The organism is Aeromonas sp. s10, from assembly GCF_040907975.1.
GTDB classification, from domain to species: Bacteria; Pseudomonadota; Gammaproteobacteria; order Enterobacterales; family Aeromonadaceae; genus Aeromonas; species Aeromonas caviae.
The window spans coordinates 128,013-151,798 of record NZ_JBFOCV010000006.1 but is presented as its reverse complement, the minus strand read 5'-3'; the positions used below and the strand labels follow the sequence as shown (position 1 = coordinate 151,798).

The 23,786-nt window shown below is 64.9% G+C and carries 18 protein-coding genes; 5 read left to right on the top strand and 13 right to left on the bottom strand.

Going from position 1 to position 23,786, the window contains the following annotated elements; translation table 11 throughout:
* Positions 1–171: 171 nt before the first annotated feature.
* The 4 genes from AB5Y59_RS01280 to AB5Y59_RS01265 all read right to left on the bottom strand — a co-directional run bounded on the left by AB5Y59_RS01280 (position 172) and on the right by AB5Y59_RS01265 (position 4,659).
* Positions 172–1,827, bottom strand: coding sequence for a cation acetate symporter (locus AB5Y59_RS01280; protein WP_010674577.1), 1,656 nt, complete (start codon positions 1,825–1,827; stop codon positions 172–174).
* Positions 1,824–2,135, bottom strand: coding sequence for a DUF485 domain-containing protein (locus tag AB5Y59_RS01275; RefSeq protein ID WP_039039049.1), 312 nt, complete (start codon positions 2,133–2,135; stop codon positions 1,824–1,826). Before AB5Y59_RS01275 ends, AB5Y59_RS01280 begins: the two co-directional genes overlap by 4 nt.
* Positions 2,136–2,242: 107 nt before the next feature.
* Positions 2,243–2,869 carry a 3'-5' exonuclease gene (locus AB5Y59_RS01270; RefSeq protein ID WP_029314461.1) on the bottom strand — a complete coding sequence of 209 codons (627 nt, stop codon included), beginning with the start codon at positions 2,867–2,869 and terminating at the stop codon, positions 2,243–2,245.
* Positions 2,870–2,871: 2 nt separating this feature from the next.
* Positions 2,872–4,659 carry a putative nucleotidyltransferase substrate binding domain-containing protein gene (locus AB5Y59_RS01265; RefSeq protein ID WP_368211331.1) on the bottom strand — a complete coding sequence of 596 codons (1,788 nt, stop codon included), beginning with the start codon at positions 4,657–4,659 and terminating at the stop codon, positions 2,872–2,874.
* Positions 4,660–4,817: 158 nt separating this feature from the next.
* Here AB5Y59_RS01265 and AB5Y59_RS01260 point away from each other — a divergent pair, with 158 nt between their 5' ends.
* Positions 4,818–5,624, top strand: a complete 807-nt coding sequence (locus AB5Y59_RS01260; protein ID WP_368211329.1) for a crotonase/enoyl-CoA hydratase family protein — start codon at positions 4,818–4,820, stop codon at positions 5,622–5,624.
* A gap of 67 nt (positions 5,625–5,691) precedes the next feature.
* Here AB5Y59_RS01260 and AB5Y59_RS01255 read toward each other — a convergent pair whose 3' ends face one another.
* Positions 5,692–7,191, bottom strand: a complete 1,500-nt coding sequence (locus tag AB5Y59_RS01255) for a sodium:alanine symporter family protein (RefSeq protein WP_043156472.1) — start codon at positions 7,189–7,191, stop codon at positions 5,692–5,694.
* A 375-nt stretch (positions 7,192–7,566) separates the two neighbouring features.
* Here AB5Y59_RS01255 and AB5Y59_RS01250 point away from each other — a divergent pair, with 375 nt between their 5' ends.
* Positions 7,567–7,935, top strand: a complete 369-nt coding sequence (locus AB5Y59_RS01250) for a GNAT family N-acetyltransferase (protein ID WP_225315775.1) — start codon at positions 7,567–7,569, stop codon at positions 7,933–7,935.
* Between the two features lie 18 nt (positions 7,936–7,953).
* Positions 7,954–8,763, top strand: a complete 810-nt coding sequence (locus AB5Y59_RS01245; RefSeq protein WP_139736861.1) for a zinc-dependent peptidase — start codon at positions 7,954–7,956, stop codon at positions 8,761–8,763.
* Between the two features lie 78 nt (positions 8,764–8,841).
* Here the strand turns inward: AB5Y59_RS01245 and AB5Y59_RS01240 are convergent, their stop codons facing one another.
* The 8 genes from AB5Y59_RS01240 to AB5Y59_RS01205 all read right to left on the bottom strand — a co-directional run bounded on the left by AB5Y59_RS01240 (position 8,842) and on the right by AB5Y59_RS01205 (position 20,703).
* Positions 8,842–9,438: a GPR1/FUN34/YaaH family transporter gene (locus tag AB5Y59_RS01240; RefSeq protein WP_114522930.1), complete on the bottom strand. Its 597-nt coding sequence runs from the start codon at positions 9,436–9,438 to the stop codon at positions 8,842–8,844.
* A gap of 1,071 nt (positions 9,439–10,509) precedes the next feature.
* A complete protein-coding gene (locus tag AB5Y59_RS01235) occupies positions 10,510–13,404 on the bottom strand; it encodes a DUF748 domain-containing protein (RefSeq protein ID WP_368211327.1) in 2,895 nt (964 codons plus the stop codon).
* Positions 13,405–13,686: 282 nt separating this feature from the next.
* Positions 13,687–14,100 (bottom strand): MerR family DNA-binding transcriptional regulator, encoded by a 414-nt coding sequence (locus tag AB5Y59_RS01230; protein ID WP_010674587.1) that lies wholly within the window; start codon positions 14,098–14,100, stop codon positions 13,687–13,689.
* Positions 14,101–14,154: 54 nt separating this feature from the next.
* The gene (locus AB5Y59_RS01225) at positions 14,155–15,126 is read right to left on the bottom strand and encodes a hydroxymethylglutaryl-CoA lyase (protein WP_324038537.1); all 972 of its coding nucleotides are present in this window, start codon (positions 15,124–15,126) and stop codon (positions 14,155–14,157) included.
* On the bottom strand, positions 15,123–17,087 hold the full coding sequence (locus AB5Y59_RS01220) for a biotin carboxylase N-terminal domain-containing protein (protein WP_368211325.1): 1,965 nt from the start codon (positions 17,085–17,087) through the stop codon (positions 15,123–15,125). Before AB5Y59_RS01220 ends, AB5Y59_RS01225 begins: the two co-directional genes overlap by 4 nt.
* Positions 17,084–17,932: an enoyl-CoA hydratase-related protein gene (locus AB5Y59_RS01215; protein WP_048207575.1), complete on the bottom strand. Its 849-nt coding sequence runs from the start codon at positions 17,930–17,932 to the stop codon at positions 17,084–17,086. Before AB5Y59_RS01215 ends, AB5Y59_RS01220 begins: the two co-directional genes overlap by 4 nt.
* 9 nt (positions 17,933–17,941) lie before the next feature.
* Positions 17,942–19,558 (bottom strand): carboxyl transferase domain-containing protein, encoded by a 1,617-nt coding sequence (locus tag AB5Y59_RS01210; protein ID WP_368211323.1) that lies wholly within the window; start codon positions 19,556–19,558, stop codon positions 17,942–17,944.
* Entirely contained in the window at positions 19,555–20,703 is a 1,149-nt protein-coding gene (locus AB5Y59_RS01205; RefSeq protein WP_139736866.1) for an isovaleryl-CoA dehydrogenase, read from the bottom strand. The genes AB5Y59_RS01210 and AB5Y59_RS01205 overlap by 4 nt, the downstream gene beginning before the upstream one ends.
* 256 nt (positions 20,704–20,959) lie before the next feature.
* On the opposite strand from AB5Y59_RS01205, the gene AB5Y59_RS01200 reads away from it, so the two are divergent.
* Positions 20,960–22,471 (top strand): CoA-acylating methylmalonate-semialdehyde dehydrogenase, encoded by a 1,512-nt coding sequence (locus AB5Y59_RS01200; protein WP_368211321.1) that lies wholly within the window; start codon positions 20,960–20,962, stop codon positions 22,469–22,471.
* Positions 22,472–22,552: 81 nt separating this feature from the next.
* On the top strand, positions 22,553–23,710 hold the full coding sequence (locus AB5Y59_RS01195; RefSeq protein WP_069784715.1) for an acyl-CoA dehydrogenase family protein: 1,158 nt from the start codon (positions 22,553–22,555) through the stop codon (positions 23,708–23,710).
* The last annotated feature ends 76 nt before the right edge of the window (positions 23,711–23,786 follow it).

Sequence of the window (23,786 nt, the reverse complement as noted above, 5' to 3'; positions counted from 1 at the left end):
CAGATCCCCCGAAAGTTTTAGCAGGAACTGTGATCTGGCTCCATTGCGGGGGGGGGGGGAAGGTTTCACGACCAGGCCGGCAACGGGCTCCGGCTTCTCTTGCAGAGGGGAGGCGAGGGGCGGTCATGAAAAAAGCCGGCACTGGGCCGGCTTGGATGCGTGGGATGCCACTTAGTGGGCGGAGGCGCCGGAGGCACCGAGCCCGGTCTGGGAGCGGACGAACTGCGGGAAGAACTTCGCATGCTCGTCGGAGGCTGCCTGGGACTTGTCGGTGACCGAGAAGAACCAGATCCCGATGAAAGCCAGCCCCATGGAGAAGAGCGCCGGGTATTCGTAGGGGAAGATGGCCTGGGCATGACCCAGCACCTTCACCCAGACGGTGGGGCCCAGGATCATCAGGGTCACGGCGCTGATGAGACCGAGCCAGCCGCCATAGACGGCGCCACGGGTGGTCAGGCGGGACCAGAACATGGAGAGGAAGAGCACCGGGAAGTTGCAGCTCGCCGCGATGGAGAACGCCAGGCCCACCATGAAGGCGATGTTCTGCTTCTCGAACAGGATGCCAAGGCCGATGGCGACCACACCCAGTACCAGGGTGGTCATCTTGGAGACGCGCAGCTCGTCGGCCTCGTTGGCCTTGCCTTCCTTGATGACGCAGGCATAGAGGTCGTGAGAGACCGCGGAGGCCCCCGCCAGGGTCAGCCCGGCCACGACCGCCAGTATGGTGGCAAACGCCACGGCGGAGATGAAGCCCAGGAACAGGCTGCCGCCCACCGCATCGGCCAGATGGACCGCCGCCATGTTGGTGCCCCCCAGCAGGGCGCCGGTGGCGTCCTTGAAGTCCGGGTTGGTGCTGACCAGCAGGATGGCGCCAAAGCCGATGATGAAGGTGAGGATGTAGAAGTAGCCGATGAAGCCGGTGGCATAGAACACCGATTTACGGGCTTCCTTGGCATCGCTCACGGTGAAGAAGCGCATCAGGATGTGGGGCAGACCAGCGGTACCGAACATCAGGGCCAGCCCAAGGGAGATGGCGGAGATGGGGTCGGCGACCAGGCCGCCCGGGCTCATGATGGCCGCACCATTGGCATGCACCTTGACCGCTTCGCTGAACAGGGTACCGACGTCGAAGTTGACGGACTTCATCACCATGATGGCCATGAAGGAGGCACCGGAGAGCAGCATCACCGCCTTGATGATCTGTACCCAGGTGGTGGCCAGCATGCCGCCGAACAGCACGTAGAGCACCATCAGGATGCCGACCAGCACCACGGCCACATGGTATTGGAGGCCGAACAGCAGCTCGATGAGCTTGCCGGCACCGACCATCTGGGCGATGAGGTAGAGGGCGACCACCACCAGGGAGCCGCTGGCGGAGAGGCTGCGCACCGAGGTCTGCTTGAGGCGGTAGGAGGCCACGTCGGCAAAGGTGTACTTGCCGAGGTTGCGCAGCCGCTCCGCGATCAGGAACAGGATGATGGGCCAGCCCACCAGGAAGCCGATGGAGTAGATGAGACCGTCGTAGCCCGAGGTATAGACCAGGGCGGAGATGCCGAGGAAGGAGGCGGCGGACATGTAGTCACCGGCGATGGCCAGACCGTTCTGGAAGCCGGTGATGCGCCCGCCGGCGGCGTAGTAGTCGGAAGCCGAGCGGTTGCGCTTGGAGGCCCAGTAGGTGATGAACAGGGTCGCGGCCACGAAGATCACGAACATCACGATGGCCGAGATATTGAGGGGTTGGCGTTGCACCTCGCCGCTGATGGCGTCGGCCGCCAGCAAAGGGGTGGAGATCAGACCTGCCAGCGGCAGCAGAAACTTGCCTTTCATGATTGCGCTCCCTTGAGGATCTTCTGGTTCAGTTCGTCGAACTCGCCGTTGGCACGAAATACGTAGATACCGGTCAGCACGAAGGCCGATACGATGAGACCAATCCCGACCGGGATACCACGGGTGATGCTGGAGCCTTCACTCAAGGGGGTGCCAAGCCAGCCCGGCGCAAAGGCGATGAGCAGGATGAACGCCAGGTAGAGCCCCAGCATCAGGATGGAGAGGGTCCAGGCAAAACGCTGGCGTTTGGCGACCAGTGCCTGGAAGTTGGGATCTTGCTGGATCCGAAGATACGGTTGCTGTTCCATTGCAGTTCTCCATGACAGTGAATGTCAGCGGTGGATGAGGGGTTCCCTACCGGACAGCACGGCTGTCCATGTAAGCAAAATGTGAATTAAATGTTATTTCCGAACAATTAGACTTTGGGATAAGCCAGCGGGCCGCCCTGATGCAGGCGTACAAAGACAAGGGCGGCGGTGACGGCATCGCTCAGGGCGTCGTGGGGGGGCAGGGCTGGCAGCGCCAGATGGCGACAGATCGCGGCCAGGTGCAGATCGATGGCGGCATCGGGATAGCGGCGATAGAGGTGATCGTGATAGAGGCGGCTCACCTCGATGCCGCGCTGGGGCAGGGTGAGCCCCCACAGCCGTTGGCAGGCGAGGTTGAGAATGCGCAGGTCATAGGCGATGTGATATCCCACCAGCTCACGGGGGCCGATGAACTCCAGCAGCGCGCGCAGCGCGGGCTCCAGTGCCATTCCCTGTTGCAGATCCTGATGGCGCAGGCCGTGGATCACCACGGACCCGGCGCTCAGGCTGGCGGGAGCCTGGACCCGGATGGCAAGGGCATCGCCCGTCTCTATCCGGTTGCCCCGGATGCGCACCGCCCCGATGGAGACGATCTCCGCCAGCGCCGGATCCAGGCTGGTGGTCTCGAAGTCCAGCGCCACCCACTCGTCGCCAGCAGGGCGGGCAAAGAGCGGGGCAAACTCCCCCTCCCGAAACGTCCTGCCAAGCCAGCGGCGGCGCCAGTGCATCCACATCGCTATTGCCTAAGACGAAAGTGCAAGGTGAGCCATTGCTGGAACTTCTTCACCTGGTGCAGGGCATGGCGCAGCAGATCCCGCTCTGCGGGGCCGAGGTCTGCCACCCGCACCCGTCCGTCTCCCTCCTGCAACTGGCTGCGCAGCCGAAGCCGCATGAACAGCCGGAAGGCCTCCGCCAGATTGGTGCCATAGTCCCGGCTGAGGCGTCCCTGGCCCACCAGGGCCTCGATGCGTCCTGTGGTCGAGGTCTCCAGGATCCCCGCCTCCAGGGAGAGCACCCGGACGCCGTGGACAAGGGGGAAGAGGCCGCCCCGCTTGAGATCCAGCCCCTCCGGGGCTTGTTCCAGCCTGCCAAAGAGGGTGAGGGGGGCGTGAAAGGCGACGGCGGCCCTTGCCATCTCCGCCAGCAGATCCGGCCGATCGGCTAGGCAGGCCCGCAGGTGGCGGGCGACGGGGGCGAGCCGGGCGCGATCTCCCGTGATGGCCTGGGCATCGGCCAGGGTGGCGAGCCAGAGCAAGTCTGCTTCACTGGCCTCGACACAGGCCCGCTCGATCTCCTGCTGCCAGAGCGCCAGGGGCTTCACCCAGGCCGGATTGTTGACCATCACCCGGCCGGGGCAGGGCGGGTAGCCGAGCCGGGCCAGCAGCTCGCTGAAGGCAGCCAGGTCGGCCTGCCGGGTCGGCCAGTGCAGGTCGGCGGGCAGGATCAGGGCATTGTCCTGATCGGTTTTGAGGATCTGCTCGCCGCGCCCCTCCGAGCCCAGCATCAGCAGGCAGACCCGCTCCTGCACCGCAGGCGGGATCACCAGTGCAAAGGCCTTGGCGATCAACTGCTCGTTGATGGTGGCGATGAGCTTCATCAGGAACAGGGTGTGGATCCCCTGGGCAAACAGGGAGCGAATGAGCTGCTGCTGCTCCCGGGCGACCGCCTCGAGGGCGGCCGGGGAGTCGGCGCGGGCGATGCGCAGGGTCAACACATGGGAGTGGGTGGAGAAGAGCCCGAGCACCTGGGTCAAATGCAGGATGCCTGCCACCTCCTGCCCCTGCCAGATGACCAGGCGCTTGATGCGGTGGCGGGTCATCAGCAGCAGGGCATCGAACAGATAGCTCCCCAGTGGCAGACCCGTCAGCGGGGTGGGAGTCAGCACCGCCAGCGGCGCACTGAGCGGCAATCCCTTGAGGGTGAGGGCGTGGAGCAGGGTCTTGCGGGTGGCCAGGCTCAGGCTGCCGTCTGCTCCGGGATAGAGCAGGCAGTCGGTGCCCCTGGCCACCATGGCCTCGGTGGCGGCCAGGAGCGAGAGGCTGCTTTCCACGATGAGCGGCGCCTGCAGATGGTCGGCAGCGATGCGGGTCAGGATGAACTCTGCCAGGTTCTGCTGTCCGAGCTGGCCGCGGCGCTCCTGCTCCCGCTGGCGCTCCGCCAGGGTGGCGGTGAAGTAGCGGGCGATATGGGGGTGCTCGTCGCACAGGGCCAGAAAGACGGGGCGGGGAATGAGCTGGCAGAGGGTATCTTCCAGGGCGGCGAAACGGTGGCGGCAGTGCCCGTCAAACTGGGCACGGACGTCGAACATGTCCCCCTCGCCATAGTCGCCAAAGGATTGATGGGGGGCAGACTCTTCCACGGCCCCCTTGATGATGAGGTAGAGCCCGGCGGGCTCCTCCTCGGCGTGCTGCACCGTCTGGCCCGCGCGAAAGTAGCAGATGCTGAGGTGCTGACCGAGCCGCTGGCGTGCCTCCTCGTCCAGGCCGTCGAACGGTGGACGGGCAAAATTGAACAGAAGTGACATGAGAGGCTCCACCGTGACCATGGGGCCAGTCTGACAAAGGCTCCACCACCGGGCCAGCCGACTTTAGTCGCAGGCCCAGGGCGGCCTCCCTGTACCTGCCCATAACACTCTGGTAACGTTGTGGTATGACCAGTTGAATCAAAAGGACGAAGACGGAGATGGAAAAGCCAAGGGTCAAATGGGTGTTTCAGGAGGGGATCGCCGAGGTGATGCTCTGCCGGGGAGACAAGCTCAACGCGCTGGATCGGGCCATGTTCGACGCCATCGACGAGACGCTGAACGCAGTATCCCGGCAAAAAGGGCTGCGGGCCGTGATCCTGCACGGGGAGGGGCGGGCGTTCTGCGCCGGGCTGGATGTGAAATCCATGCTGAAGCAGCCGGTGGCGGCGCTGGAGATCCTCAAGCGCGAGGCGGACGAGGCGACCAACCTGGCCCAGCGGGTGGCCTATGGCTGGCATCAATTGCCGGTGCCCGTGATTGCGGTGACCCAGGGGGTCTGTTTTGGCGGCGGCCTGCAGATAGCGCTCGGCGCCGATTTTCGCTTCAGCACCCCGGATTGCCGCTTCTCGGTGATGGAGATCAAGTGGGGCATCATCCCCGACATGAGCGGCAGCGTCACCCTGCGCAACCTGATGGGGATGGATACCGCCATGGAGCTTGCCATGAGCGGGCGCGAGCTGGAAGCCAGCGAAGCCAAGTCCCTCGGCCTGGTGAGCCGGGTGTGCGCGGATCCCCTGGAAGAGGCGCGGGCCTTTGCCCGGACCCTGATCACCAAGTCGCCGGATGCGCTGGCGGGGATCAAGCAGCTCTACACCCAGGCCTGGGCTTGCAGTGACGAGACAATGCTCAAGGAAGAGACCCGGTTGCAGAGGCAGATCCTGGGGCGCCCCAACCAGTGGCGGGCGACCCTCAACAGCCTGTTTCGCTGGCGCCTGCCATTCGGACCGCGCCGCAATGCGCTTTGAACCCCTCACCCATCCAACACAAATGAAAATGGCAGCCGAAGCTGCCATTTTGCATTGTGCCGTCTGATTACTTGGCAACGGTATCCGGGTCCGCCTCGAAGGGGTGGCCGGTTTGCTCGCGCATCAGGTTTACTTCGGCGCGGTTTTCAATCCAGTAGTCGGCGTTCTTGATGCCGAGCTTTTCCGGGTGGAACACGGGATCCAGACCCTTGGCCAGCTGTGCCTCGTAGTCTTTCAGACAGGCGAAAGCCGGCTTTTGCAGCATCAGGATGGCACCGATGTTGAGCCAGGCCATCAGGCCGACCCCGATGTCACCCAGGCCCCAGGCCAGATCGGCGGTCTTGACGGTGCCGTAGACGGTGGCAGCCATCAGCGCAATCTTCAGCAGGAAGGTGAGCCAGGGACGGTTAATCTTGCGGTTGACAAAAGCGATGTTGGTTTCGGCGATGTAGTAGTAGGCCACGATGGTGGTGAAGGCGAAGAAGAACAGGGCGATGGCGACGAAGTAGTTGCCAAAGCCTGGCATCATGCTCTCCATGGCGGTCTGCACATAGCCGGGGCCTGCCGCGATGCCTGCGATGCCGGTGTAGAGGGCTGCACCGTCCGGACCCTGCACGTTGTACAGGCCGGTGATGAGCAGCATGAAGCCGGTGGCGGAGCAGACGAACAGGGTGTCGATGTAGACGGAGAACGCCTGCACCAGGCCCTGCTTGGCCGGGTGGCTCACCGCCGCGGCGGAGGAGGCGTGGGGGCCAGTCCCCTGGGCGGCTTCGTTGGAGTAGACCCCGCGCTTGACACCCCACATGATGGCCAGACCCAGAATGGCGCCGAAGCCGGCTTCCATCCCGAAGGCACTCTTCCAGATGAGCAGGATCACGCCCGGCAGTTGGCCGATGTTCAGGGCGATGATGACGCAGGCGACGATGATGTAACCCAGCGCCATGAAGGGCACCACGGTACTGGCGAAATTGGCGATGCGTTTGACGCCGCCGAAGATGATGAAACCGAGCAGCAGCGCCAGACCGGCGGCGGTGACGTTGGGATCGATGTCAAAGGCGGTCTGCAGGCTGGAGCCGATGGAGTTGGCTTGTACGCCCGGCAGCAGCACGCCGCAGGCGAAGATGGTGGCGATGGCGAAGGTCCAGGCATACCACTTCATGCCCAGGCCCTTCTCGATGTAGAAGGCCGGACCGCCGCGGTATTCACCGTTGATCTTCTCCTTGTAGACCTGACCCAGGGTGGACTCCACGAAGGCGGAGCTGGCGCCGAGGAAGGCGACCATCCACATCCAGAACAGGGCGCCCGGGCCGCCGAAGGTGATGGCAGTGGCCACACCGGCGATGTTGCCGGTACCGACGCGACCGGCCAGGGTCATGGAGAGTGCCTGGAAGGAGGAGACACCGGCATCGTTGCCCTTGCCCTGAAACATCAGGCGTATCATGCCTTTCAAGTGACGCAGTTGCAGGAAACGGCTGCGCAGGGAGAAGTAGAGGCCTACCCCCAGACACAGATAAATGAGCGCAGGGCTCCAAATCACGCCATTGATGGCATTGACGATCTCATTCATGTACAACAACTCCTTTGTTGCGCTGTCTTGGCGAGGTCTATATGCCTCGCTCCCTTAACATTGAAATATGCGGTGACCAAGGGGGTCACTCAGGATTGTGCGGGACTTTCGACTGGTTAGTCCGCGGGATTTAACATATCGGTTTGTTCAGGGCCTTCCTAGTGAAAAGTGTTGTGGCTTTGTTAATTTGTGAATTGACATTAACAAATGGTGAATGGAACTGGACAAGATTCGGTACATACCCATCATCTGCCGCTTTGCCATGCCCAGAGGGCTGATTGAGGTAATGCAAATAGGAGGCCAGGAGTGGCAACAAGGGAAAACAGATACATCATTCGCCTCGCCGGGGAGGCGGATGGGGCCGGATTGACGGGGTTGTTTGCCCAGCTGGGCTACCCCAACCCTGATGGGGCGGTCAGCGCCAGGCTGGCCCAGCCCGATCCGGCGCGGGAGGTCCTGGTGGCCCTGTGCGAGGGGATCCCGGTGGGGGTGCTGGTGTGGCACCACTTGCAACCCATGCATCTTGCACCAGCCTGGGGCCTGATCTCGGCGCTGGTTGTCGATGAGAGTGCAAGGGGCGGGGGCATCGGGGCCCTGCTGCTGGCGGCGGCAGAGCAGCGGGCGGCAGCCCTGGGGTGTGGCCAGCTGGAGCTCTCCAGCAGCCTCAAGCGCGAAGGGGCGCACCGATTTTATCTGGCGCAAGGGTATTGCGAGCGTCCGAAACGTTTTGTGAAAGCTGTCTGATTGGCAAGAGGAGTCCGTGTGTTCTGGTCCAGGTTGAAAGAGGTATTGGGTGGTGCATCTCCCCGGGAGCCCCGTCTCCCCGAAGAACAGGAGTGGCGCGAGGCGCTGGCGGCGGTGCCCATCTTGCAGGGGCTTGAAGAAGAAGAGGCGCAGAGGCTGATGGAGCTGGCGCGCCATTTTCTCTCGCGCAAGACCCTCACCCAGATCGGGGTGGAACTGACGCCCCGCCAGCAGGGGGTGCTGGCCCTGCAGGCAGTGCTGCCCATCCTGCACCTGGGGTTCGATTGGTATCGAGGGTTCCACGAGGTGATCATCATCCCCGAGCCCGTGACCCGTCGTCAGGAGGTGCAGGACGAGTTCGGGCTGGTGAGCGAATTTGAAGAGGAGAACGCCGGTGAATCCTGGCCCCAGGGGCCACTGGTGCTGGCCTGGAGCGAATTGCAGCAGGACGGGGACTGGGACGGATTCAACCTGGTGATCCATGAGCTTGCCCACAAGCTCGACATGCTGGGAGGGGATGCGGACGGTGCACCGCCCCTGTCGCGGGGCATGGATCCCCAGCAATGGACCCGGGCGCTGCAAGGTGCGTTTGACGAGATGAACGATCAGTTGACCAGAGAGGAGGTGACCGAGATAGACCCCTACGCCGCCTCGCACCCCGCCGAATTCTTCGCGGTGTGCAGCGAGAGCTTCTTCACCGATCCGTTGCGTCTGCGCGCCGTCTACCCCGCGGTCTATGACCAGTTCGCCCGCTTCTACGGCCAGGATCCCGCCGCCCGCTACCCGGCCACCCGATTGCTGGCTGGGGATCCCGGGGCGCAGGGCTGACCGGCACGGTGTCCGGGCGGTAGAAACACAAAAGGCACCCGAGGGTGCCTTTTTCGTGACAGCGATGTCGCCGGGTGCTTAGGCAGCGGCTTTGAGCTCGACGGGAGCGGCTTTCTTCTGCTCGCCGATGGGCAGCACGGTGCGACCGAACTGCTCGTTGATCACGGTGGCCATGGCCAGGTAGATGGCGCTGGCGCCGCAGATGATGCCTTCGAAACCGGCGATGGTGCCGATCAGGGCGCTGCCGGTGAAGTCACGGGCGGCCAGCAGGAAGAACAGCACGGTCAGGGAGGCGAACACGAACTGCTTCACGCGGGGGAAGTTGACAGTCCCGATCAGCATGAACAGGGTGAACATGCCCCACATCAGCAGGTACCAGCCCATGTAGGCGTGCGGGGTGGCCTCGGCCAGACCCATGGTCGGCATCACCAGCAGGAACACCAGGCTCCACCAGAAGGTGCCGTAGGAGATGAAGGCGGTGACACCGAAGGTGTTGCCACGCTTGTACTCCATGATGCCGGCGATGATCTGGGCCAGACCGCCATAGCACAGACCCATGGCCAGGATCATGGCGCTGATGGGGAAGAAACCTGCGTTATGGATGTTCAGCAGAATGGTGGTCATACCGAAACCCATCAGACCCAGAGGGGCAGGGTTGGCCAATTTTTCGCTCACGTGGTGTTCTCCAACAATAGAGGTGGGGTTGATAAAAGACGCGCGATTTTAGGCAGGCTCAGGGTCCCGGGCAAGGGGGGGGCACACAGAAATGGTAAAAAAAGAACACGAAAGTTTAAGTGGCCAACCATTCGTGCCATTCAGGTAGACGAGCGGTGAATGAAAAACGTTTTCAATGTTGCAATTTTGTATAAAAGGCACCTTGGCATGAAAGTCGGCAACGACGATGGTGACTGGGATTGGTGAGGGAAACGCGCCCCGGATGGTCGCGTCATGGCGGCTTGATTGAAAAATGAGTTCATATGCCATCAGACCAGAGTGTTTCCCTCCTGTTTGTGGCGCATCGGCCTCCCGTATCGCTTGCCATCGCAGTGTCCGTTGCGCTCCCCATTTTCTCGTCAACCCCGCGCTCGCCACCGTGTTCCCTACACAAGGGCGGGGCGCCTGAGAAACCCGCAGGCGCGCCGTGTTGACTGCCACGGGCGAAAGGGGCGCAAGATCAACGGGCAGGATCAGAGGCTGCCCTTGTCAAAAAGCCAGAGGCGGGATGGGCCATGGGCCCAGATGACAAAAACCAAGACGCAAGAGGGTGAGCCAAGGGATCGCCCTGTGGCCGGAGGCTTCAACATGGCAGAGACGGCAGCACCGGTTGCACTGGTGCAAAAGCGTCAAGACGGGAGGAATGGCGTCATGGGCTAGCCAGGTGAAAAAACCGAGACGCAAGAGGTTGGGCCAAGGGCGCGTTTTGTGGCAGAGAGCCTCAAGATGGAAGGTGCGGCAGCACGGGGGCTCCTGTGAAGACGCTTCGAAATGTAAGGGGGGCGCGGGGTTGGCCTTGTGGCGTGCGGGAGAGGGTGTTCAGGATTGGCCCGATTAGACACTGTATATCTGATCGGGCCATCTATTTTGACATGCCGACATGCCGACATGCCGACATGCCGACATGCTGGATAACTGGATTGTTCGGGACGGCTAGCGAGAGACAAATCCTGATGGCAGGGGTCAGGGGAGGGAGCCCCTCGGGCCATGTGCCGTCGGGGCAAACAAGAGGGGTATCCGGCGGGCGCCGGATCAGTTGTCCAGGGTCAGCACCACCTTGGCTTCCTTGTCCGTCTCCTTCACCTGGCTGTCGAGCACGAAGAGGCGCTCCGGCGCGATGCCCTGGGTATCCACCAGATACTCCTTGGTGTTCTGGGCGCGGCGCATGGCGAGGTTTCGCAGGGACTTGGCGGTGATGAGCTGCTGATCCCGCAGCAGGAGCACCGCCTGGGCGCGCAGGGCCTCGCTCCCTTCATCGAGTCGCAGCCGGTCGGCCAGATCCCCGAGATCTTCGTTGAACTTGGCTTCATAGGCCTCTGCCAGTGCGGATTGCATGGCGGGATCCTGCTCCAGCAGCGTCAAATCCACCGGGCTGCCGGTGGTCTTGGCCAGCAGCCGCTCAAGCTTCTGGCGCTGGAGGATGGGGCGCTCTTCGTTGAAGTTGACCTTGCCGCGGATGTTCATGCTGAGCTTGGGCCTCTCCTTGAGGGCCTGCGCGAGGGTGGTCAGCTTGGTCTGCTGGGTCGGGGTCAGGGCGGGATCGCCAGGCAGGAAGGGGAGCTCGTCGAGATCCTTGGTGCCCCCCGTCAGGGACGCAAGCAGGGAGAAGGGGGAGGTGATGGCCTTGCCGAGGGTATTGCCGAGCACGTCCCAGAAGATGTTGCCCAGGCTGAAATCAGGCTGATCCAGATTGCCCTTCACCTTGAGGTTCATCTTGATGACGCCGTTCGAATCGCTCAGCAGGGCGATGGCGAGGCCGAGGGGCAGATCCTTGGCTTGCTCGCTCTTGACCTTCTCCCCGAGTTGCAGCTTCTTGATGGTGATGTCGTTGTCCCCCTCCAGCCGGTTGCCCTGCAGCTTGTAGTTGAGCTTCATGGAGAGCTGCCCCTTGTCGATGGCATAGCCTGCATAGGTGCTGGAGTAGGGGGTGAAGGTGGTGAGCTCCAGGTTGTTGAAGGCCACGGCCACATCCAGCACGGGATCCTCGATGAGCAGGTTGGCGCCCCCCCGGATGGTGACGGGGGCGTAGCGGTCCACCTTGCCGTTGAAGGCGAGCTCGGAGCGCTGACCCGGGGTGTTGCTGATATGGCGGCTCTGGCCGTCGAGGGAGGCGATGTCCACCACGAACTCCGGGCTCAGGCTGCGATCGGCGAAGCGCAGGTTGCCCTGGGCGGTACGGATCTGATCGATGACGATGTGCGGGGCGGGGGCGCTCTCCCTGGCGTTCGCGGCGGGTTGCGGCAGCAGCAGTTGCTGCACGTTGGTGATCCCCTCTTCGTTGATCTCGATGCGGGCATAGGGTTTGCTGAGCAGGATGTCGGCGATGCGCAGTTGCTGGCTCAGGCCATCATAGTGCAGGCCGCTCAATTGCAGATTCTCTATCTGGAGCAGGCGCTGGTTGTCGGCCCGATCCAGCACGTTGAGCCCCGCGACCTCGAGTCCACCGCTTATCTCCAGCTTGCTGATGGCCCCCTGGCGGTCGGTGGCCAGGTCAAGCCTCGTGCGGCTGGCAAGCTCACCGTCCCGCACGCTGATGCGCAGCAGATCCTGCAGGTAGGGTTGAGCCAGGGTCAGCGGCAGCCCCTGCTGGCGGATGGCGCCGTTCAGGGTGAAGGGGGTCAGCCCCAGGGTGCCGTCAAACGCCACCGTCGTCCTGGTGTCGAGGGCTGCGTTGAGGGTGAGGGGGCTGGGTTGGGCGGTCTGGCTGCCAAGGGGCCCCAGGGTGAGGGCGAGGGCGGAGATGGCCCGTTTCAGGGGCTTGCCGCTGGTGGCTTCGGTCAGGGTGAGGCTGCCCTGGTCGATGCGGGTCTGCTTGAGGGCCCATTGCCAGGGCTTGGCGGGGGTGGCCGGTTGTTTGCCCCCCTTGGGGGTCTTCTGGGGGATCAACAGGTCCGCGAGATCCAGTTGTTGCTGGTGGTCGAGGACGGCGGTGATGGCCGGGCTCTTGAGGGTGGCGGCATCGAGCTCAAGGCGCTGCTTGTTGCCATCGATGCGGATCCCGGTCAGCGCCAACTGCTTGAAGCGGGCAAATTCCTCCCCCTTGTTGCGTGTGAGCTGCCAGTTGGCCAGGGTCAGCTTGCCCTTTGACAACTGCCAGTCCAGTCCCTGCTTGCCCTGGGTGAGGCGATAGGCGAGCTCGGCGCTGGCCTCCCCTTTGGCGAGGGTCGCCTTGAGATAGGGGGCCCAGAGGGGGGCGAAAGGGGCGATGGCCACCTTGCCAAGGCTGAGGTTGCCCTTGCCGGCGCCGCTCATCATGTCGAACTCCCCTTCGGCCTTGAGGGGGCTCTTCTCGTTGACGGTGGCGCTCAGGCGATAGGGGTTGAGCACCCCCTCTGCGGTGGAAAAGCCGGGCAGGTGCAGGGCGAGCTTGTCCAGGGTGAGGGGCGGCACCCACCCCGGGCTGCTCTGCTTGCGGCTGTCCCGGTAGCTGAGCCGGCCCTGCTCGACGGACAGCTTGCCGATGGTCACCAGCACGGGCTCGGCGCTAGCTGGCGGTGTTTGCTCCGGCGCAGGGGCGAGCAAGGAGGCCAGTGCATCGGTCAGGTTGAAGCGTGCCGCCCCCTTGAGATCCTCGAGGCGCACCAGATCTGCCCTGGGGGCGGTCAGGGTGGCCTCTTCCAGTACCAGGGCGCGCTGCTGCCAGCTCGCTTTCAAGGCGGGAATGAGCTTCAGCTCTTCAAACGACACCAGCGCTTGCTGCTGCTCATCGAGCAGGGCGCTGGGCCCCAGCACGAGGGAGGGGGAGCGGATCCCCACCTCTATCTTGCCAAGGGAGAGGTGCAGACCGTAATGGGTGGCAAGCCAGCCGGGGAGATGGCGCTGGATGAGGGTCGGCGCCTGCCAGAGCAGGATGGTGATGCCGATGAGCAGGAGCGCGAGAAGATAGAGGGCATAGCGCAGCAGACGAGCGGGCAGAGGCTTGAGCATGATGGTCTCCATTTGATGCGCATATGGTAGCAATTAATCGTGCCCGGTTCATGGGAAGGACTCATGAGGTGCGCCGCACTCTGACCGGGCTGGGGAAATATTGTGCGACCAAGGCCGGATTTCCCCCGTTTGCCCCACCTCGCCGCTTGCCCAAACCGCCCAGTCTGTCCGGCATGCCGTGACGGGCGATGGGGGGAACAAGGGGGCTGCCGGGTCAGGGCCTGCCACTGCGGATATCCACTGGAAAACCGGGATACCGGGGCGAGATTCCCCCAGAGTCTGTCAATCCCCGTCGGTTTTCAAGCCGCCGAGGGAGTGGATGCAGCGCTGCTCGGCGGCATCGAGCTCGGCCATCACCATCTGGATGTCCTCCAGCTGCTGGCGCAGGGAGTGGCGTCTGGCCTCGATGAGCTGGATCATGGAGTGAAGCTGCATCCGGCTGGAGCGGTCGGTGTCGTACATGTCGAACAGCTCGCGGATCTCCGCCAGGCTGAACCCGAGGCGCTTGCCGCGCAGGGTCAATTTCAGGCGGATCCTGTCCTTGTGGCTGTAGATGCGGGTCTGCCCCTCCCGGGTCGGGGTGATGAGCCCCTCGTCCTCGTAATAGCGGATGGTGCGTGGGGTGATGTCGAACTCCTGGGCCAGCTCCGAGATGCTGTAGGTCCTCTCCTTGCCACTGGCGTGTCTGGCTCTCATGGTGCGCCCTCCTGATGAGCTGGCGGGGTCCTGGCCCCGCGGCAAGGGCCGGGTTCATGATGCATGATGGCCTCCCGGGGTGCGCTGCTCGCGCTCTTGTGCTAGGCGCCGTCCCCTCCCGTGCAGGGCCTGGCCGACCCGGGAGCCGTTGGGGCGCCCCAGCAGCTCGCTCACCCACTGGCCGGTGGCGGCCAGCTGGTCGAGATCGACGCCTGTGCTCATGCCAAGGCCGTGCAGCAGATAGACCACCTCTTCCGACGCCACATTGCCGGAGGCGCCGGGGGCATAGGGGCAGCCGCCGAGCCCGGCCACCGAGCAGTCGATGGTGCGGATCCCGCGCTCGAGCGCCGGCAGCAGGTTGGCCAGCCCCTGGCCATAGGTGTCGTGAAAATGAACCGCAAGCCGGCCCGCCGGGATCTCGTGCAGCACTGCATCCAGCATGGGAGCCACGGTGCCCGGGGTGCCGACGCCGATGGTGTCGCCGAGGGATATCTCGTGGCAGCCCAGATCCAGCAGTCGCTCGGCCAGGGCGGCGACCCGTTTCGGGCGGGTCGGGCCGTCGAACGGGCAGGCGATGACGGTGGAGAGGTAGCCGCGCACCTTGATGCCGAGGCTGCGCGCCTCCTGCACCAGGGGGGCGAAGCGCACCAGGGACTCCTCCACGCTGATGCCGATGTTGGCTCGGGTAAAGCCGTCCGAGCAGGCGGTAAAGAGGCCTATCTCGTCGGCGCGGGCGGCGATGGCGGCCTGCAGACCCTGCAGATTGGGCACCAGGGCGCCATAGCGGGTCGGCCCCCTGCGCGGCAGGGCGTTGAAGAGTGCGGCGGAATCCGCCATCTGAGGCACCTTTTTGGGCGACACGAAGGCCCCCACCTCGATGCGCTGCAACCCGCTCTCGGCCAGGCGGGCGATGAGCGCCAGCCGCTGCGCCAGGGAGAGGGTGGCGGCCTCATTTTGCAGGCCGTCCCGCGGCCCCATCTCCACCAGGCTGACCTTGTCGTCCCGGCTCTCGTGCGTGTGGCTCATGAGCGCTCCTCCTGCGCGGTATGGTCCTCGGCAAAGCGCACCAGCACGGCGCCCTGGCTCACCTGTTCCCCCTGGCGGCACTGCAGGGCCTCAATCACCCCGTCCCGGTCGGCCTTGAGGACGTGCTCCATCTTCATCGCCTCCAGTACCAGAAGGGGTTGCCCCTTGCTGACCGGCTGGCCGGCCTCGACCTGCAACGCCACCACGATGCCGTGCATGGGGGCCAGGATGCCCGGGACATGGCTCGTGTCGTGATCATGGTGGAGCTGATGATGCTGATCATCGAGCGAGAAGCGGATGCGTCTGCCCGCCAGGTGCAGCAAATAGGCACCCTCGCCGAGGGGCTGCACCGGATAGCGCTGCCAATGTCCACTCTGGCACAGGCGGATCTGATCTGACCCGAGTTCAAACGGGATCTGCTCGCCCTGCCAGAGCAGGGCGCCCCCTCGCTCGGCGAGGGTGAGAGTGCGGGTCTCCTCGCCGATGCGCACCGTGGCGCAAAAGCGGCGGGTGGGGCCCAGCCGAAAGCCTGCGGCCTGCTGCCAGGGGGAGGCATCGCGCTCGCAAGTGGCGAGCCAGAGGGTGGCGAGGGGCCAGGCGAGCGCCGGAACGGGCAGGGTGTCGGTGGGAATGGGCCACTGGGTGTGGTGGCGCATCGCCAGCACCTCTGGCGCTTCGCACAGGCGCTGCAGGAGCGGGCCGTTGTGCACCAGAGGGCCGAGATCCAGGGCTGCCAGGGCATCGGCCAGGGTGGCAAAGGCTTCGCTGCGGCTCGGTGCGTGGGCGACGAGCTTGGCGATCATGGGGTCGTAATAGGGGCTCACCTCATCGCCAGCGGTGACGCCGGTGTCGATGCGCACCCCCTTGGGCCAGGTGAGCCAGTGGATGGGGCCGCTCGCTGGCAGAAAACCGGCGGCCACGTCCTCGGCGTAGAGGCGCGCCTCCACCGCGTGGCCACGCAGCACCACCTGTTCCTGGGTGAGGGGCAGCGGTTTGCCCTCGGCCACCGCCAGCTGCCAGGCCACCAGATCCTGGCCTGTGATGGCCTCGGTAACCGGGTGCTCCACCTGCAACCGGGTGTTCATCTCCATGAAGAAGAACTCCTCCCCGCATAGCAGAAACTCGATGGTGCCCGCCCCCCGATAGGCGATGGCCTTGGCCGCCGCCACGGCCGCCTCGCCCATGGCGCGGCGCAGGGCAGGGGAGATGTCGGGGGCGGGGGCCTCCTCGATCACCTTCTGGTGGCGGCGCTGCAAGGAGCAGTCCCTGTCCCCCAGATAGATGGCGTTGCCAAGGGCATCGGCAAAGACCTGCACCTCCACGTGACGGGCGCGGGGGAGATAGCGCTCCAGCAGCACATGGTCGTCGCCAAAGGCGGCACTCGCCTCCCGCTTGACCGCCGCCAGGGCGTCGTCAAAGTCGGCCAGCTGATCGACCCGGCGCATCCCCTTGCCGCCGCCGCCGCTGGCCGCCTTGATAAGGAGCGGGAAGCCCACCAGGCTCGCCTGATCGCGCAAAAAGTCGGGGTGCTGATCCGCGCCGTGATAACCGGGCAGCACGGGGACGCCGGTTGCCTGCATCAGGCCCTTGGCCCCCGACTTGTCCCCCATGGCGAGGATGGCGGCGCCGCTTGGGCCGACAAAGCGCACGCCCCGCTGCTCGCAGGCGGTGGCAAAGTCGCTGTTCTCGGAGAGGAAACCGTAGCCCGGGTGGATGGCGTCGGCATTCGCCTCTTTGGCAATCTTGAGCACCTTGCCGGTGTCGAGGTAGCTCTCCCGGGCGGGGGCCGGTCCCAGATGCCAGGCCTCGTCGGCTTCGCGCACGTGCATGGCGCGGGCGTCGGCGTCCGAGTAGAGGGCGATGGTGTGGATGCCGAGGCGCCGTGCGGTCTTGATGATGCGCACGGCGATTTCACCGCGATTGGCGATCAGCAGGCGCTTGATGGGAGTGTGATGGGTCATGCTTCGTCCTTGAAACGGGGGCGCCAGGTTGGGGGGCGTTTGTCGAAGAAGGCCTGGATCCCCTCCTGGGCCTCGAGGCCGACCCGTACCCGGGCGATGGTCTCGACGGTCTGCTCTTCGTGCTGGTGGCCTGGGCGCCCTTCGAGGGCGGCCAGCAGCCGCTTGGTCTCCTTCATCGCCTGGGGGCCGTTGCGACACAACCGCAGGGCCATGGCGCGTCCCTCCGCCAACAACTGATCAGGCTGGCTGAGCCTGTGCACCACGTTGAGTCGGCAGGCGGTGATGGCATCGAAGGGCTCTGCGCTCAGCATGTAGCGGCGGGCCTGGCGCATCCCCATGGCGCGCACCACGTAGGGGCTGATCACCGCAGGCACCAGTCCCAGGGTCACCTCGGAGAGGCAGAAGCGGGCATTTTCGCTGGCCAGCACGATGTCGCAGGCGCAGATAAGTCCCAAGGCTCCACCGTAGGCGGCCCCCTGCACCAGGGCTACCGTGGGGAAGGGCAGCTCGTCCAGTGCCTGCATCAGGTGGGCCAGCACCCGGGCGTCCTCGCGATTCTTGTCAAAGGCGCGGGGGTCGAATGCCTCCCCGGCCATCTTGCGCATCCACTCGAGATCGGCGCCCGCGCAAAAATGCGGCCCCTCGGCGCGCAGCAGCAGCACGTGGGGGCGGTCGGCGAGGGGCTGGCCGTGGGCCAGCTCGTCGAGGCAGTCGAGCAGCCCCTGCATCAGGTCGGCATCGAGGGCGTTGTGACGGGCCGGGCGGGCGAGCACCAGCTCGATCACCGGGCCGTGGCGCTCAAGGCGAAAATGGGCAAGGGGATCGTTGAAGAGCGGGTCTGACATATGAACTCCTTACATCCGGAAGATGCCGTACTGCCCAGGGCCAGGCTCGGCCCCCTGGCAGGCCGCCAGCGCCAGGGCCAGCACGGTGCGGCTCTGGGCCGGGTCGATGACGCCGTCATCCCACAGGCGAGCACTGGCGTAATAGGGGTGACCCTGGCGCTCGTATTGCGCGATCACCGGGGCGCGAATGGCGGCCGCCTCCGACTCGCCCAGAGTCTTGCCCTCGGCGGCGAGCTTGTCCCGGCGCACCTGCACCAGCACCCCGGCCGCCTGCTCGCCCCCCATGACGGAGATGCGGCTGTTGGGCCAGCTGAAGAGAAAATCCGGTTCATAGGCGCGCCCGCACATGCCGTAGTTGCCGGCGCCGAAGCTGCCGCCGACGATCAGGGTGATCTTGGGCACCCGGCTGCAGGCCACGGCGGTCACCAGCTTGGCGCCGTGCTTGGCGATCCCCTCTTTCTCCGCCGTACTTCCTACCATAAAACCGGTGATGTTTTGCAGAAACAGCAGCGGGATCCCCCGCTGGTTGCAAAGCTGGATGAAGTGGGCCCCCTTCTGGGCGCTGTCGCTGTGCAGCACGCCATTGTTGGCGAGGATCCCCACCTGCATGCCCTCAATGCGGGAAAAACCCGTCACCAAGGTAGTGCCGAACAACGCCTTGAATTCGTCAAACACAGAGCCATCCACCAGCCGGGCGATCAGTTCTCGTGCGTCATAGGGGCGCTTGAGACTGGTGCCCACCAGGCCGTAGAGCTCCTCGATGGGGTAGTGCGGCTCATCATAGGAGGGAGCGGATGGGGCGGGTGACGCCGCCGTCTGGTTGTCCCCCAGGTTGCTTACCAGGGTGCGGGCGATGGCCAGGGCATGGGCATCGTCCCGGGCCATGTGATCCGCTACCCCGGAGTGGGCGCAGTGTACCTCGGCCCCGCCCAGGGCTTCTGCGCTGATCTCCTCGCCGGTGGCGGCCTTAACCAGGGGCGGGCCCGCTAGAAAGAGGGTGGCCTGCTCCCTGACCATGATCGACTCGTCCGCCATGGCGGGCACGTAGGCGCCGCCGGCGGTGCAGAGCCCCATCACCACCGCCAGCTGGGGGATGCTCTGGGCCGACATGCGAGCCTGGTTGTAGAAGATGCGGCCAAAATGCTCCCGGTCGGGGAACACCTCGTCCTGCATGGGCAGGAAGGCACCGCCGGAATCCACCAGATAGAGGCAGGGGAGGCGCAGTCGCTCGGCAATGGCCTGGGCGCGCAGGTGCTTTTTCACCGTGAGGGGGTAGTAGGTGCCGCCCTTCACGGTGGCGTCATTCACCACCAGCATGCACAGGCGCCCAGAGACCCGGCCGATGCCGGTGAGGATGCCGGCGGCGGGCACTGGCTCGTCATAGACCTGCCAGCCGGCCAGTGCCGACAGTTCGAGAAAGGGAGAGCCCGGGTCCAGCAGCTGGTTGATGCGCTCGCGGGGCAGCAGCTTGCCGCGGGCCTGATGGCGGGCGTTGTTGGCAGCACCGCCACCCAAGGCTATCTCCTCCAGGCGGGCATTGAGATCGTCGACCAGGGCCTGCATGGCGGCCCGATTGGCCTCATAGTCGGGGCTCGCGGTGTCGAGACGGGAGTGGAGCCTGCTCATGCGTTATCCCCCATCAGCTCGCGGCCGATGAGCCAGCGGCGGATCTCCGAGGTGCCGGCGCCGATCTCGTAGAGCTTGGCGTCCCGCAGCAGGCGGCCTGTGGGGTATTCGTTGATATAGCCGTTGCCGCCGAGCAGCTGGATGGCATCGAGAGCCATCTGGGTGGCGTTCTCGGCGGCAAACAAAATGGCGGCGGCGCAATCCTTGCGGCTGGTGCGGCCCTGATCGCAGGCGCTCGCCACCGAGTAGACCAGTGCCCGGCTGCTGGCGAGGCGGGTATACATGTCGGCGAGCTTGCCTTGCACCAGCTGGAACTCGCCGATGGCCTGACCGAACTGCTTGCGCTCGCGCACATAGGGAAGCACCACGTCCATGCAGGCCTGCATGATGCCAAGGGGGCCTGCTGCCAGCACCACCCGCTCGTAGTCGAGCCCGCTCATCAGTACCTTGACCCCGCCGTGCAGGGGACCCAGCAGGTTCTCCTGCGGCACCCGGCAGTTGTCGAACACCAGCTCGCAGGTACTGGAGCCGCGCATGCCGAGCTTGTCGAGCTTCTGGGCGGTGGAAAAACCGGGAGTTCCCGCCTCGACGATAAAGGCGGAAATCCCTTTGGGCCCGGCGGCGGCATCGGTCTTGGCATAGATGACGAAGGTGTCGGCATCGGGCCCGTTTGTGATCCACATCTTGTTGCCGTTCAGCACGAAGTGATCCCCCTCGCGCACCGCGGTGAGGCGCATGCTGACCACGTCGGAGCCGGCACCCGGCTCGCTCATGGCCAGCGCCCCCACGTGTTTGCCGCTGACCAGATCAGGCAGATATCTCGCCTTCTGATCAGGGGTGCCGTGGCGGTGGATCTGATTGATGCAGAGATTGGAGTGGGCGCCGTAGGAGAGGCCGATCGAGGCGCTGGCGCGGCTCACCTGCTCCATCACCAGCACATGGGCCAGATAGCCGAGGTTCACCCCGTCATACTCCTCCGCCACCGTGATGCCGTGCAGCCCCAGTTCACCCATGCGGGGCCAGAGATCCCGGGGGAAAGCGTTGCTCTGATCGATCTCGCTGGCACGCGGTGCGATCACTTTTTGGCAGAAAGCCTCGACCTGTTCGGTCAGGGCCTGGAGGGTTTCATCCATCAGGGCATGCATCCGTGCTCTCCTTGGTGCAGTGGACTGCCGATTTCCCCTGCCATCAGGGTGATGACTGGTCAGTCCATTCGTGATTCAAGTTTACGTTAGCGTAAACGTAAATTGGTTGTTAGTCTAAGGTAAATTCGATGGCAGCCCGTCGCAAGGGCTACCCGGGCAGAGGAGCGCAAGGAGTGAACAGGATGTGCAACAGCAAGATGGATGTGGCCGGCCCAGGGTGGCCTGCCATCGCCTGCCAACGGGCCAGGAGGGGGGCATGAGCCAGCATCACACCCAGTACGGGGATCTGCCGCTCTACATCGGTGGCGAGGCGTGTCCGTCCGCAAGCGACGAGTGGATCGAGGTGACCGACCCGGCGGACCAGCATCTGCTGGCGCGGGTGCCGAAAGCTACCTCTGCGGAAATTGAGCTGGCGGTGCGCACCGCTCACGACGCCTATCTGCTGTGGCGAGAGGTGCCGACCTCCGAGCGGGCCCGGGTGATGTTCAACTACCAGCATCTGTTGAAAGTGCATCACGACGAGCTGGCGACCCTGCTGGCCCAGGAAACCGGCAAGAACCTGGCGGACGCCAAGGGGGACGTCTGGCGCGGCATCGAGGTGGTGGAGCAGGCCTGCGCCATTGCGAGCCAGACCCTGGGGGAGACCATGGGCAACGTGGCGCGCAGGGTCGATGGCCACTCCTGGGTGCAGCCTCTCGGGGTCTGCGTCGGCATCACGCCGTTCAACTTTCCGGCCATGATCCCGCTCTGGATGTTCCCGCTGGCGGTGGCCTGCGGCAACGGCTTCGTGCTCAAGCCCTCCGAGCAGGATCCGCTCACTCCCATGCGCCTGGCCGAGCTGTTTACCGAGGCGGGGGCCCCCAAGGGCATTCTGTCGGTGGTGCATGGCGGCGCCGAGCAGGTGGATGCGCTGCTGGCCCATCCCGATGTCAAGGCAGTCAGTTTCGTGGGCTCGGCCCGGGTCGGTGGTCACGTCTATCGCAGCGCCACGTCACAGCTCAAGCGCGCCCAGTGTTTTGTCGGCGCCAAGAACCACATGGTGATCATGCCGGATGCCAACAAGGCGCAGGTGCTCAGCAACCTCGTGGGAGCCGGGGTCGGCGCCGCCGGTCAGCGCTGCATGGCCATCAGCGTGGCGGTGTTCGTGGGGAGCGCCAGGGAGTGGATCCCCGAGCTTGCCGCCGAGTTCGCCAAGGTGAAACCCGGCGTCTGGCACGATCCCGAGGCGGCTTATGGCCCCCTCATCAGCCCGGAGGCGAAAGTCAGGGTGGAGGGGCTTATCGAGGCGGGGATTGCCGAGGGAGCCGAGTGCCTGCTGGACGGCCGTTTTTGCGACGTACCCGGCTACCCGGTGGGCAACTGGGTGGGACCAACCCTGTTTCGCGGCGTGACCCCCGAGATGCGCATCTACCGGGAGGAGATCTTCGGGCCCGTGCTGGCCTGCCTCGAGGTGGGGAGCCTCGACGAGGCGCTCGCCCTCATCAACGCCAACCCCTATGGCAACGGCACCTCCCTCTTCACCGGCTGTGGCGCCGCCGCCCGCAAGTTCCGCCACGAGGTGGCGGTGGGCCAGGTAGGGATCAACGTGCCCATCCCGGTGCCGCTGCCGTTCTTCTCCTTTACCGGCTGGCGCGGCTCCTTCTACGGGGATCTGCACGCCTACGGCAAGCAGGCGGTGCGTTTTTACACCGAGACCAAGACGGTGACGGAGCGCTGGTTCGACGAAGACATTCCCAGCGGCCCCAATATGACCATTCAGCTGCGCTGACGGCAGGGGTTGCCCACTTTGCCCGAGTGCCCCCATTGACAGCAACGGATCGACGGAACAAGTACAAAGGAAGCGAACAAGATGGATTTTACCCTGACCGAATCCCAACGGGCCTGTGTCGAGTCGGCCGGCGCCTTCGCCGATCTGGCGCTCAAACCCCACGCCGCGCGCTGGGACAGGGAGCACGAGTTCCCCATCCCCACCATCAAGCAGGCGGCGGCGCTGGGCCTGTGTGGCCTCTATACCCCGGAGCAGTATGACGGTCTGGGCCTGAACCGGCTCGATGCCAGCCTCATCTTCGAGCGCCTCGCCATGGGCTGCACCTCCACCACCGCCTATCTCACCATCCACAACATGGTGAGCTGGATGCTGGGCAGCTGGCTGCCTGCCGAGGTGGCCGAGGAGTGGGTACCTCGGCTGGCCAGCGGCGAGCTGCTGGGATCCTACTGCCTCACCGAGCCAGGGGCGGGCTCCGACGCTGCGGCCCTCAAGACCCGCGCCGTGCGCGATGGCGAAGAATACCTCCTCGACGGCAGCAAGGTGTTCATCTCGGGCGCCGGCAGCACAGACGTGCTGGTGGTGATGGCCCGCACCGGTGGCGAGGGGGCCAAGGGGATCTCTGCCTTCATGGTACCGGCCCAGACCCCCGGCGTGAGCTACGGCAAGGCGGAGGAGAAGATGGGCTGGAACAGCCAGCCGACCCGGGAGGTGAACTTCAGCGCCGTGCGCATTCCCGCTCGCTTCCGGCTGGGGGAGGAGGGGGAAGGGTTCAAGTTCGCCATGCAGGCGCTCGATGGGGGGCGCATCAACATCGCCAGCTGTTCGCTGGGCACAGCTCAGCAGGCTCTCAACGATGCCCTGGCCCATGTGCAGCAGCGCCAGCAATTTGGACACCCGATCAGCGAATTCCAGAGCGTGCAGTTTCGCCTGGCCGACATGGCCACCGAGCTCGCCGCCGCCCGCCTGCTGGTGCGCCAGGCGGCCGCCAAACTCGATGAGGGCAGTCCGGACAAGAGCGCCTGGTGCGCCATGGCCAAGCGTTTTGCCACCGACGTGGGGCACCGCATCTGCGACGACGCTCTGCAACTCTTTGGCGGCTATGGTTATATCCGCGAGTATCCGCTCGAGCGCTATCTGCGCGATACCCGGGTGCACCGCATTCTGGAAGGGACGAATGAAGTGATGCGGCTCATCATCGCCCGCCGCCTGCTGGCCGACCCCGGCCTGTCGCTGGAGTAGCGGGAGGGGCCTGCTCTGAGGACGCAGTCGGCGCGTCCTCAGGCTTTGTGAGCCAGGTGCAGGTTGGCTCCATTCA

Coding starts and splice junctions, on each gene's coding strand:
- AB5Y59_RS01195 (WP_069784715.1), top strand. CDS start 22,553: ATGGATTTTACCCTGACCGAATCCCAACGGGCCTGTGTCGAGTCGGCC.
- AB5Y59_RS01255 (WP_043156472.1), bottom strand. CDS start 7,191: ATGAATGAGATCGTCAATGCCATCAATGGCGTGATTTGGAGCCCTGCG.
- AB5Y59_RS01205 (WP_139736866.1), bottom strand. CDS start 20,703: ATGCATGCCCTGATGGATGAAACCCTCCAGGCCCTGACCGAACAGGTC.
- AB5Y59_RS01200 (WP_368211321.1), top strand. CDS start 20,960: ATGAGCCAGCATCACACCCAGTACGGGGATCTGCCGCTCTACATCGGT.
- AB5Y59_RS01220 (WP_368211325.1), bottom strand. CDS start 17,087: ATGACCCATCACACTCCCATCAAGCGCCTGCTGATCGCCAATCGCGGT.
- AB5Y59_RS01270 (WP_029314461.1), bottom strand. CDS start 2,869: ATGTGGATGCACTGGCGCCGCCGCTGGCTTGGCAGGACGTTTCGGGAG.
- AB5Y59_RS01280 (WP_010674577.1), bottom strand. CDS start 1,827: ATGAAAGGCAAGTTTCTGCTGCCGCTGGCAGGTCTGATCTCCACCCCT.
- AB5Y59_RS01225 (WP_324038537.1), bottom strand. CDS start 15,126: ATGAGCCACACGCACGAGAGCCGGGACGACAAGGTCAGCCTGGTGGAG.
- AB5Y59_RS01230 (WP_010674587.1), bottom strand. CDS start 14,100: ATGAGAGCCAGACACGCCAGTGGCAAGGAGAGGACCTACAGCATCTCG.
- AB5Y59_RS01210 (WP_368211323.1), bottom strand. CDS start 19,558: ATGAGCAGGCTCCACTCCCGTCTCGACACCGCGAGCCCCGACTATGAG.
- AB5Y59_RS01265 (WP_368211331.1), bottom strand. CDS start 4,659: ATGTCACTTCTGTTCAATTTTGCCCGTCCACCGTTCGACGGCCTGGAC.
- AB5Y59_RS01215 (WP_048207575.1), bottom strand. CDS start 17,932: ATGTCAGACCCGCTCTTCAACGATCCCCTTGCCCATTTTCGCCTTGAG.
- AB5Y59_RS01235 (WP_368211327.1), bottom strand. CDS start 13,404: ATGCTCAAGCCTCTGCCCGCTCGTCTGCTGCGCTATGCCCTCTATCTT.
- AB5Y59_RS01260 (WP_368211329.1), top strand. CDS start 4,818: ATGGAAAAGCCAAGGGTCAAATGGGTGTTTCAGGAGGGGATCGCCGAG.
- AB5Y59_RS01275 (WP_039039049.1), bottom strand. CDS start 2,135: ATGGAACAGCAACCGTATCTTCGGATCCAGCAAGATCCCAACTTCCAG.